The sequence below is a fragment of the Methylobacterium sp. genome (assembly GCF_028290105.1).
Classification (GTDB): domain Bacteria; phylum Pseudomonadota; class Alphaproteobacteria; order Rhizobiales; family Beijerinckiaceae; genus Methylobacterium.
The window spans coordinates 1-9599 of the sequence record NZ_JAQGKL010000012.1 but is presented as its reverse complement, the minus strand read 5'-3'; the positions used below and the strand labels follow the sequence as shown (position 1 = coordinate 9599).

Below are 9599 nucleotides of genomic sequence, written 5' to 3'. Positions count from 1 at the left end.
TATTCGTGGATCAGCCCCTCGACGCCCCCGCGCGATGCCGTCCGGCGCAGGGTCTCGACGAGGTGGCGGGCCGTCACGGCGACCCGCGCCGCGGCCTCCGGGGGGAGCGCGGCGCGGTCGAGAAGGGACGCGAGGCAATCGACCTCCGAGCGCCGGCCGGCCGCGACGATCGCCGAGCGCAGGGGCGACAGCCTCGGAGAATCGTCCCGGAAGGCGGCGAGACCCGGCGCCGTCTGGGCCGGACCGTGGCGCACGCTGTCGGAAAACGTCGACATGGGACATCTCGCTGCGGCTTCGCGTCCGGACGACGCAGAGCGTACGCGCAGCGCTGCTCCATCACCACGGCGGCGGTGATACGCCAAGGCTCGTCCTGGGCGCGAGCGCCGCGTCTAGCGTCGCGGACCCTCCCCTTCCGCCTAAGCCGCCGTGGCGGGTTTGATCGTGCCGGCCGTCCCGCAGGCGTAGCAGTAGCGCTCGAAGGTGCTCTTGCGATGCGTGCAGGCGGGGCAGCGCTCGAAGATCCCGATGCCGCAATGCGGGCAGAAATTCGCGTCCGGATTGGCGAGGTCGATCGGGCGCTCGCAGCCGGGGCAGGCCTTCTTGGCGAGGCGGAGGAGCGCCTGGTCGGTGGCGATCTCGGTTCGGCGCTCCGCGTTCGGGCGCGCCTCGTCGGCCTTCTGGCGCGCGTCATAGGCCTGGAGGGCGTTGATCGCCGCCCGCCCGCCGATGAGGGTGACGATGACGCCGACGCCGTACTGCACGTAACCGCCATAGCTCGGAAGGTAGGGCACGAGTTCAACGAAGAACGCGAACGCCGCGGCAAAGGCGAAGCCCCAGACGAAGGGCCAGTTTCGGGTACGCCTGCGCGTCTTCAGCAGCCATCCGGCGAGCGCCAGCAGCGGCAGGGTCACCGCGAGGCGATAGCCGAACACCCGCAAGTCCTGCCCGCTCTCGGCCGCGTCGCGCTTGGCCTCCGCCGCCCGGCGCAGGTCCGCCTCGACGGCAGCCTGCTCCGATTCCCGCGCCGAGAGGTCGAGCCCGGTCTGCGCCAGCGCCTCCAGCCGCTCCTCGACCGCGCGTTCGGCCGCCTTCAGGGCGTCAAGGCGCTCGGTGCGCTGGATGAGGCCGGGGTCCTGATCGACGCGCTGCGTCGCGTCGCGGGTCTTGAGCCAGTTGGCGAAGGTCGAGCGGGCGTTCTCGGAGGCCGCGCGGGCCGCCTCCAAGGCGAGGTCCGCCTGTTCGACCTGCCGCTGGATGTCGGAGCGCTGGCGGCGGATCTGCTTGAGCGCCGCGGCGGAGGTATCGGCTGCGTCCCGCTCGAGGAACTGCTCGACCGTGTAGCGCTGCTCGACCTGCGGCAGGTCGCCGACGACGAGCGATCCGAGGCCGATCAGGAAGCCCGCGAAGGCGAACGCCACGAGCCAGAGGACGAGGTTGAACCAACGTTCCGACAATCGGGAGCCAGATCTCACGGGACGACCTCATCGATGAGCCGGGAATGCCCCGGCCCGCGGCATCGGCCGCGCTTCGTGAGGGGATCTGTGCGTGAGAATCGCGCTCCTGCGTAGTCCAAAGTTCGGTCGGCCGTCACGCCCCGGCGATCGGGCTCCGGGGAGCGCGCAGTTCGGGATCGGGACGCTCCGCCCGGCGGACCAGCGCCAGGGCCAGTCCGGCCGCCAAAGCGTCTTCGGTGAGGCCCCGTGCCAGGCCTGCCGTAGAACGGGTCGAACCCCCGCGTGTGGCGCGCCCGAGCAGGGTGCCGGCGACGGCTCCCGTCACGCCCGCCAGGGCTCCGCTGATGGGCGAGGCCTTCGGCCCGGCCAGCGCGCCGCCGCCTGCGGCCCCGATCACGAGGCGCGCCGCGAAGGAAGGCAGAATCCGGCGATCCGGCGCGAATGGCATCTTGTCGCCCGCCATCTCGGCCAGAGCGGCCGCGGCGGTCAGGTCGCGCGCCACCGGTCCGGAGGGGACCCAGCCGGCGCGCGTCCCGCCCCGGGCTGCGGCCTGGGTCAGCGCGGCGCAGGCCGTCATGCTGCGCAAGCCCGTGACGAAGCCGATGCCGAACGCGATTCCGAGACCCTGCATGCTGCCTGCCTTTTCTGCGCCAAATCCGGACCGGCCGGCGGGCTCCGCCCCGCGATACCCGGCGCAGCCCGCCATTCCCGGTCGGTAAGCCCGGAATTTTCAACCGAGCCCCAGCGCGGAAGGTTCGGTGGTTGCGAAATCGGGCGGCCATCCGGATGCCGTTTGCCGGAAGCCGAATACGACCGGACGAACATCCCGCACTCGGGCATCCCACGCTGGACGTCCTCCGTGTAGGATTGCGCCGGGCTGCGCGACGCGTCCGTCGGTACCGCAGAGGAGAAACCCGGAATGAGCTGGCACAGTGCGGACGACCCGATTCCCGGCGATCACTTCAGCTGCGACGCGATCAAGACCCTGATCGTCCCGCGCTCGCGGGATCTCGGCTCGTTCGCCGTGCGGCGCGCCCTGCCCTCGACGGAGTGCCGGATGGTCGGTCCCTTCATTTTCTTCGACCAGATGGGGCCGTCCGAGTTCCTGCTGGGCCAGGGCATGGACGTGCGCCCGCACCCGCATATCGGCTTGTCGACCGTGACCTACCTGTTCGAGGGCGAGATCATGCACCGCGACAGCCTGGGCACGGAACTACCCATCCGCCCCGGCGAACTGAACTGGATGACGGCGGGCCGGGGGATCACCCATTCCGAGCGCACGGGGGCCGACCTCCGGCGCACCGGCTCGACGCTGTTCGGCCTCCAGAGCTGGGTCGCGCTCAGCGGCAAGGACGAGGAGACCGCCCCCGCCTTCGAGCATTACGAGGCCGAGGCGCTGCCGGTCCTGACCGGCGAGGGCAAGACCGTCCGGCTGATCGCCGGCGAGGCCTTCGGCGCGAAATCCCCGGTGCGGACCTCCAGCCCGATGGTCTATGCCGACGTGGCGCTGGAGGCGGGTGCGGTGCTGCCCCTCGACCCCACCTACGACGAGCGCGCCATCTACACCGTCTCGGGCGCCATCGAGATCGCCGGAGACGGGTTCGGCCCCGGCCAGCTTCTCGTCTTCCGGCCGGGTGACCGGATCAGCGTACGGGCGACGGAGGCCTCCCGCTTCATGGTGCTCGGCGGCGAGCCGATGGACGGGCCGCGTCACCTCTGGTGGAACTTCGTCTCCTCGCGCCCGGAGCGGATCGAGCAGGCCAAGGAGGATTGGCGCCAGGCCCGCTTCGACACCGTGCCGGGCGAGTCCGAGTTCATCCCCCTGCCCGATCAGCCGGCCCCCGTGCGCTATCCCTGAGGTGCCCTCACCCCTGGGCCGCGCGCTCAAGGGCGGCGACGTCGATCCGGGTCATGCCCTGCATCGCCGAAAAGACCCGGGCGGAGGCCGCCCGGTCGGATTGACCCATCAGGCGCGGCAGGGCCTCGGGAATGATCTGCCAGGGCACGCCCCAGCGGTCGCGCAGCCAGCCGCACCGGCTCTCCGCGCCGCCATCGGCGGTGAGCGCCGACCAGAGCCGATCGACCTCGGCCTGGTCGGGGCACATCACCGCGATCGAGACGACGTTCGCGTAATCGACAGGCTTCCCGCCGTTGAGGGCCTGGAAGCGCTGCCCGTCGAGGGTGAAGCGCGCCATCAGCACGTCCCCGGCCGCACCCCCGGGCCAGGGCCCCGGCGCGCGATGGAGGTGATCGAGGCTCGATCCCGGCACCAGCGCGACGTAGAACCGGACCGCTTCCTCCAGATCCTTGCCGAACCAGAGGCAGGTGCTGACGCGCGACATGATCGTCTCCTTTGGTTGGGCGCGGGGAGCTCGCGTGTCAGAGGCCGGCCGCCAGTTCGGCGAGTTGGTCGGCGCAGAGGCCCCAGCCCTCGTAGAAGCCCATTGCCTTGTGGGCGGCGCAATCCTCCGCCGACCAGTGCCGGACCCGCGTCGTGTAGCGCGTGCCTCCCTCCACCGGCTCGAAGGTGACGATCCCGGTGAAGAACGGTTTGGCCGAGGGCTCCCAGGCCCGCACATACGCGTCGGTGAAGACGATCCGCGCGTTCTCGACGACTTCGAGGTAGACGCCGTTGGTCGGGATCTCCGTGCCGTCGGGGGCCCGCATGACGATGCGCGACGCGCCACCGGGGCGCGGGTCGGTCTCGGCCTGCGAAACCGTGTAGGGCTTCGGCGCGAACCAGCGCTTCAGCAGGGCCGGCTCGGTCCAGGCCCGATAGAGGAGTGCGGCGGGGGCCGGGATGATGCGGGTGAGGACGAGCTCACGCTCCGGCGTGGGGTCGGTCATGGTCGAGATTCCTGACTGATGAGGGGGCGGCGCTCAGCGGGCCTGGCAGTTCATCGCCCAGAGCACGCCGAAGGGGTCGCGCACCTGGGCGTAGCGGTCGCCCCAGAACATGTCGGTCGGCGGCATCACCGGGGTCGCGCCGGCCTCCACCGCGCGCGTCCACCACGCCTCGATGTCGTCGACGATCAGGGTCATGGTGTAGCCCTGCGGCGCCTGCAGCGGATGCCCGTGCTCGGGATAGAAGTCGGACAGCATCAGCGAGGAGCCGTTCACGTACAGATGCACATGCATCGTCCGGCCCTGGTCGTCGGGCGGGAACGCGCTGGCCTGTTCCGCGCCGAAGGCACGGATGTAAAAATCGGCCGCCTTCAGCGCGCCATCGAGGGCGAGGTAGGCGACGAGCCCACCCTTCACCGGGACGGGTGCGTGCTGCACGTCGGTGGTGGTTCTCATCGGATCCTCCCGCGCGCCCGGTCCTTGGAATCGCCGGCCTTCCGGTGAGGACACACCAATTGGCCGGACGCGGACAGGGGGTCGCCGCGCTTTTTTCGCATTTCGTCGTCCCTGCCCGGGCCGCCGTCCCCAGGCCCATCGGCGTGATGCACACCGTAACTTCCTGAGAGAACTGAATTTTTTAGCGTCTGCGTGTTCATCGCGCGAGGACATCATAAACCGAAATTCAACATCCAGTTTTGCCAGCGTTCAGATTGGAGCCACTCTAAGGAATGCGATTACGCACGCATCCGCGAGTTCGATGACAGATTTCCAAGCGCTCCCAACCTGTGCCGATACCCTAGACGCGGCTGCCGCCCCGGATATCAACACCGTTATCCGACACCGCCTCGGTGCCGGGTTGCAGGAATACTTTAGTCTACCAACGGTCGAGACCCTGCCCGAGCGGCTCGTCCACCTCGTCGGTCGCCTCGATGCCGCCGTCGCGGCATCGGGCCAGACCGGTCTCGACGGCTTGCGGGACGACATGATCCGGGCGATGCCGGCCCTGCGCGCCTTCGCCTTCTCGCTGGTGGGCGAGGCCAGCCGGGCGGACGATCTCGTACAGGAGACCCTGGTGAAGGCCTGGGCCAATCGCGACAAGTTCACGGCCGGGACGAACTTCACCGCCTGGCTGTTCACGATCCTGCGCAACCAGTTCTACACGGAGGTTCGCAAGCGCAAGCGCGAGGTCGAGGATGCGGACGGCACCCATGCGGCGACGCTCACGGCGCTCCCCGAGCAGGAGGGCGTCGTCTCGCTCCGGGCCCTGCGCGAGAAACTCGCCCAGATTCCGGAGGCCCAGCGCATCGCCCTCCTGATGGTCGGGGCCGAGGGCTACACCTACGAGGAGGCCGCCGAACGCCTGCACTGCAAGGTCGGCACCGTGAAGAGCCGGGTCAGCCGTGCCCGCGCCTACCTCGCGGAGATCCTGGGGCTCGACGATGGCGGTCCTCTCAAACCCGCCCTCTGAAGCGTTCGGCGCGAGCGCTTCCCAAAACCTGCCCGGGCGTAGGCATGTGTGTTGGTGCACGTCGATGTGCTTGCGCTAATAAATTATATTCGTAATTTATTAGCGCAACGGTCGCCGGGGCGATCGCGGGTCGAGGAGCGCACCATGTCACAACCGGGTCAGAAAACCGCCATCGTCACCGGGGCTTCCTCCGGCATAGGGCTGGCCACGGCGAAGGCCTTGAGCGCCGTAGGCTACCGCGTGTTCGGCACCAGCCGAAGGGCGGCGTCGCTCCCGGGCCTGCCCGTCACCATGCTGACCTGCGATCTGACCGACGAGGCGTCCATCGCGGACCTCGTCGCCTCCGTGCTCGACGAGACCGGACGGATCGACCTCCTCGTCAACAATGCCGGGTTCGGCATCAGCGGCGGCGCCGAGGAATCCTCGGACGCGCAGGCCAAAGCCCTGTTCGACGTGAACCTGTTCGGTGCGATCCGGGCCATCCGGGCCGTCCTGCCCGCGATGCGCCGGCAGGGCCGCGGCCGGATCGTCAACATCAGCTCCGTCCTCGGATTGATCCCGGCGCCCTACATGGCCCTCTATGCGGCCAGCAAGCACGCCCTGGAGGGCTATTCCGAGTCGCTCGACCACGAGGTTCGCGGGCAGGGCATCCGGGTGACGCTCGTCGAGCCCGCCTATACCCGGACCTCCTTCGACCAGAACCTGGTGCGCCCCGATGTACCCCTCGGTCTCTATGCCGAGGCCCGCGCCGAGGCGGACAAGGTGCTGCGCGAGGTCATGGCCACCGCCGATGCCCCGGAGGTTGTGGCCCACATCGTCGTGGCGGCGGCCACCGCAGCCACGCCGCGGCGGCGGTACACGGCGGGCAGGATGGCGCGACAGGTCAGCCTGCTGCGCCGATTCGTGCCGGCCAACCTCTTCGACAAGAGCCTGCGCAAGCAGATGCGGCTCGCCAACTGACAGCGGCAGGTCGTTCCGGAGGTGGAGCCACCGGAGAGGCCGCCGGCGGTTCCTGCCAGATTCGGCCGGATCGAGGCGGCGTCCGCGCCGGAGCCTCGTCCGATCACGCCCTCGCCCGGCGCACCGCCCGCCGGGCGACCACGACGGAGAGGCCGACATTGAGCACCGCGACGGCGAGCATGAGCTCCAGCAGGGCATCGAGACCGAACCAGGCGGCGAGCGTGCCGCAGGCGAGCGGTGTCGCCGCCTGTCCGAGCAGCGGCATCCGGGCGAGGCGCCCCATCACGGCGGCGTAGTCCCCCTGCCCATAGAGGGTGAGGGGAAGCGTGCCCCGGACCACGGTGCGCATGCCGTTGCCGACGCCGTAGAGAACGATGCCGAGCCAGGCGAGGCTCGGGGCCATGGCCAGGATCGCGAGGCCGAGGCCGACGCTGCCGCTCGACACCAGCAGCGCCCAGGCCGGATGCGCCCGGCGCCCGAACACGAGTTCGAGGATGCGCGCGCCGACCTGGGACGGCCCGATCAGGGTGCTGAGGGCCACGGCCGTACTGGCCGCGACGCCCTTGGCCTGAAGCAGGACGAGCAACTGCACCGAGATCGCCGTCATGATCACCGCCGCGCTGGTGAAGGTGATCGCGAGAATGCGCTCGCCGGGCAGCGGCCCCTGCCCCGCCGGGCTGACGAGGGGCGCCGCGCCGGCCTCCGGCGGGAGGGCGGCTTTGGCGGGAGGGTTCCGATCCTGACCCGGGAGCGCCCAGGCGAAGAGCGGGACCACCACGAAGGCGGCGAGTGCTGCGTAGACGAGGCAGGTCCCCCGCCATCCGATCGCGTCGACGAGAAAGCTCGATGCCGGCCAGCACAGGGTGATGGCGAAGCCCGAGGCGATGGCGATCTGGGTCATCGCTCCGCGGGCCGAGACCCCGTAGGCTTGGCCGATGGCGGCAAAGAGCGGGTCGTACAGGGCGCCCGCCATGCCGATGCCGACCACCACCCAGGCCAGGAGGAAGACCGGCAGGTTCGGCGCGAGCGCCATCAGGACCTGTCCGAGGGCGATGACCAGCGATCCCGCCATCAGCACCGGGCGCCCGCCATGCCGCCGGATCCGGCGCCCGACCCAGGGCGAGAGCAGACCCGAGACCAGGATCGCCAGGGACAGGGCCCCCACCACGATCCCCTGTGGCCAGCCGGTCGCGCGCACGATGGGCTCGCCGAGCACCGCCATCAGGAAGAACGAGCCGCCCCACAGGACGATCTGTGTGATGCCGAGCGCCGCGTTGCGTCCCAGGCTCGGAGCGCGGGGCTGCGGCGGGCGGGCCGGATCTGGCAAGGGACGGGTCTCCGTTTCTGGCAGGTCGGGATGCGGATTGGGATCCGCCACCGGCCCCATCCCCTGGCGCGTAGCCTCAGAATGGCCTCGCAGGCACGGCGGGCATGATTGAGGCCTCACGATACGGGCATTTCCGAACGAGGGTCTACGGTGGCCCGAGCATGGGGAGCCATGCGGCCAGGGCCAGGAGCGCCGCCAGCAGGACGGGCGGCGTGATGACGAGGCCGATCCGCATGTACTGGCCCCAGGTGATGGTCTGGCCCTTGGCCTTCAGCACGTGCAGCCAGAGCAGGGTGGCGAGGCTGCCGATCGGAGTGAATTTCGGGCCGAGGTCGCAGCCGATCACGTTGGCGTAGATCATCAATTCCCGGGTCAGAGGCGAGAGATCCGGGGCCTGCTGGATGGCGAGCGCGCCGACCAGCACACTCGGCATGTTGTTCATCACCGAGGACAGCAGCGCGGCGGCAAAGCCGGTGCCGAGGGTCGCCGCCCAGGGACCCTGACCGGAGAGCCAGACGAGGCCGTGCGCCAGCGCTTGCGTCAGCCCGGCGTTCCGCAGGCCGTAGACCACGAGGTACATGCCGAGGCTGAACAGGACGATCTGCCAGGGCGCGCCCGCGATCACCCGGCCCAGGGGGATCACCCCGCCCTGCCGTGCCAGCGCCAGCAGCACCCCCGCGCCCGCCACCGTCACGGCCGAGACCGGCACGCCGAGGGGCGCGGTGACGACATAGGCCACCAGCAGCACGGCGAGCAGCGGGAACGCCGCCCGGAACACCCGCGGGTCGCGGATCGCGTCGCGGGGGCGCTCCAGCGCGTCGAGGGGGTAGGTCGCGGGCACGTCGCGGCGGAAGCAGGCCCACAGCACGGCGAGGGTGGCGGCGAGCGAGACGAGATTCACCGGCACCATCACGGCGGCGTAGCGGCCGAAACCGATGCCGAAGGCATTGGCCGAGACGATGTTGACGAGGTTCGAGATCACCAGCGGCAGTGAGGTGGAATCCGCCACGAACCCGCAGGCGACGATGAAGGCGAGCGCACCGGACGGCGGGACGTCGAGGCGCAGGAGGATCGCGAGCACGATGGGGGTCAGCAGCAGCGCCGCGCCGTCGTTGGCGAACACCGCCGCGATGGCCGCCCCGAGGAGGATCACCAGCGGGAACAGCCGCCGCCCCCGCCCCCTGCCCCATTGCGCGACGTGGAGCGCGGCCCAGTGGAAGAACCCGGCCTCGTCGAGGAGGAGCGAGATGATGATGAGCGCCACGAAGGTGAAGGTGGCGTCCCAGACGAGGCGCCAGACCACCGGGACGTCGCCGGGCTGGACGATGCCGGTGGCGAGGGCGACGCCCGCGCCGATCAGGGCGCTCCAGCCGATTCCGAAGCCGCGGGGCTGCCAGATGACGAGGACCAGGGTGGCGAGGAAGAGGGCGAGCGCCAGCATCGCGGCGGCTCAGGCGCCGGTGAGGCGCTGGCCCTGCGCGTCCAGCACGGGGGCGCCGTCCTCCTTGGCGAAGGCGCCCCGCTGGGGCGGCAGCAGATCGAGCAC

At 70.4% G+C, this 9599-nt stretch carries 11 protein-coding genes and 1 pseudogene; 3 read left to right on the top strand and 9 right to left on the bottom strand.

The window, feature by feature from the left end:
* From JWQ05_RS00805 to JWQ05_RS00795, 3 genes are all read right to left on the bottom strand, one after another.
* Nucleotides 1–275, bottom strand: a 275-nt coding sequence (locus tag JWQ05_RS00805) for a hypothetical protein (protein WP_299652964.1), incomplete at its 3' end; no start/stop codon positions are given.
* Nucleotides 276–416: 141 nt separating this feature from the next.
* The gene (locus JWQ05_RS00800; protein WP_299652961.1) at nt 417–1472 is read right to left on the bottom strand and encodes a zinc ribbon domain-containing protein; all 1056 of its coding nucleotides are present in this window, start codon (nt 1470–1472) and stop codon (nt 417–419) included.
* Nucleotides 1473–1587: 115 nt separating this feature from the next.
* Complete coding sequence (locus JWQ05_RS00795; protein WP_299652958.1) at nt 1588–2085, bottom strand: hypothetical protein; 498 nt, start codon at nt 2083–2085, stop codon at nt 1588–1590.
* A 288-nt stretch (nt 2086–2373) separates the two neighbouring features.
* Here JWQ05_RS00795 and JWQ05_RS00790 point away from each other — a divergent pair, with 288 nt between their 5' ends.
* Nucleotides 2374–3312 carry a pirin family protein gene (locus JWQ05_RS00790; RefSeq protein WP_299652955.1) on the top strand — a complete coding sequence of 313 codons (939 nt, stop codon included), beginning with the start codon at nt 2374–2376 and terminating at the stop codon, nt 3310–3312.
* A gap of 7 nt (nt 3313–3319) precedes the next feature.
* Here JWQ05_RS00790 and JWQ05_RS00785 read toward each other — a convergent pair whose 3' ends face one another.
* Genes JWQ05_RS00785 through JWQ05_RS00775 form a run of 3 tightly spaced genes read right to left on the bottom strand, consistent with a single transcriptional unit; the run spans nt 3320 to nt 4754 of the window.
* Nucleotides 3320–3796, bottom strand: coding sequence for a VOC family protein (locus tag JWQ05_RS00785; RefSeq protein WP_299652953.1), 477 nt, complete (start codon nt 3794–3796; stop codon nt 3320–3322).
* A gap of 37 nt (nt 3797–3833) precedes the next feature.
* The gene (locus tag JWQ05_RS00780) at nt 3834–4301 is read right to left on the bottom strand and encodes an SRPBCC family protein (RefSeq protein ID WP_299652950.1); all 468 of its coding nucleotides are present in this window, start codon (nt 4299–4301) and stop codon (nt 3834–3836) included.
* Nucleotides 4302–4334: 33 nt separating this feature from the next.
* The gene (locus tag JWQ05_RS00775; protein WP_299652948.1) at nt 4335–4754 is read right to left on the bottom strand and encodes a VOC family protein; all 420 of its coding nucleotides are present in this window, start codon (nt 4752–4754) and stop codon (nt 4335–4337) included.
* Nucleotides 4755–5055: 301 nt separating this feature from the next.
* Here JWQ05_RS00775 and JWQ05_RS00770 point away from each other — a divergent pair, with 301 nt between their 5' ends.
* Both JWQ05_RS00770 and JWQ05_RS00765 read left to right on the top strand, forming a co-directional pair.
* Nucleotides 5056–5766 (top strand): sigma-70 family RNA polymerase sigma factor, encoded by a 711-nt coding sequence (locus JWQ05_RS00770; protein ID WP_299652946.1) that lies wholly within the window; start codon nt 5056–5058, stop codon nt 5764–5766.
* Between the two features lie 144 nt (nt 5767–5910).
* Nucleotides 5911–6726 carry an oxidoreductase gene (locus tag JWQ05_RS00765; protein WP_299652944.1) on the top strand — a complete coding sequence of 272 codons (816 nt, stop codon included), beginning with the start codon at nt 5911–5913 and terminating at the stop codon, nt 6724–6726.
* Between the two features lie 103 nt (nt 6727–6829).
* On the opposite strand, the gene JWQ05_RS00760 is transcribed toward JWQ05_RS00765, so the two are convergent.
* The 3 genes and pseudogenes from JWQ05_RS00760 to JWQ05_RS00750 form a co-directional block, all read right to left on the bottom strand.
* On the bottom strand, nt 6830–8053 hold the full coding sequence (locus JWQ05_RS00760) for an MFS transporter (RefSeq protein WP_299652942.1): 1224 nt from the start codon (nt 8051–8053) through the stop codon (nt 6830–6832).
* A 145-nt stretch (nt 8054–8198) separates the two neighbouring features.
* Nucleotides 8199–9494 (bottom strand): arsenic transporter, encoded by a 1296-nt coding sequence (locus tag JWQ05_RS00755; RefSeq protein WP_299652940.1) that lies wholly within the window; start codon nt 9492–9494, stop codon nt 8199–8201.
* A 9-nt stretch (nt 9495–9503) separates the two neighbouring features.
* Nucleotides 9504–9599, bottom strand: a pseudogene (locus JWQ05_RS00750) (arsenate reductase); the annotation flags it as partial.

Bases quoted from the DNA above. Each gene is read 5' to 3' on its own strand.
- JWQ05_RS00795 (WP_299652958.1), bottom strand. From the start codon at position 2,085: ATGCAGGGTCTCGGAATCGCGTTCGGCATCGGCTTCGTCACGGGCTTG.
- JWQ05_RS00790 (WP_299652955.1), top strand. From the start codon at position 2,374: ATGAGCTGGCACAGTGCGGACGACCCGATTCCCGGCGATCACTTCAGC.
- JWQ05_RS00785 (WP_299652953.1), bottom strand. From the start codon at position 3,796: ATGTCGCGCGTCAGCACCTGCCTCTGGTTCGGCAAGGATCTGGAGGAA.
- JWQ05_RS00780 (WP_299652950.1), bottom strand. From the start codon at position 4,301: ATGACCGACCCCACGCCGGAGCGTGAGCTCGTCCTCACCCGCATCATC.
- JWQ05_RS00775 (WP_299652948.1), bottom strand. From the start codon at position 4,754: ATGAGAACCACCACCGACGTGCAGCACGCACCCGTCCCGGTGAAGGGT.
- JWQ05_RS00770 (WP_299652946.1), top strand. From the start codon at position 5,056: ATGACAGATTTCCAAGCGCTCCCAACCTGTGCCGATACCCTAGACGCG.
- JWQ05_RS00765 (WP_299652944.1), top strand. From the start codon at position 5,911: ATGTCACAACCGGGTCAGAAAACCGCCATCGTCACCGGGGCTTCCTCC.
- JWQ05_RS00755 (WP_299652940.1), bottom strand. From the start codon at position 9,494: ATGCTGGCGCTCGCCCTCTTCCTCGCCACCCTGGTCCTCGTCATCTGG.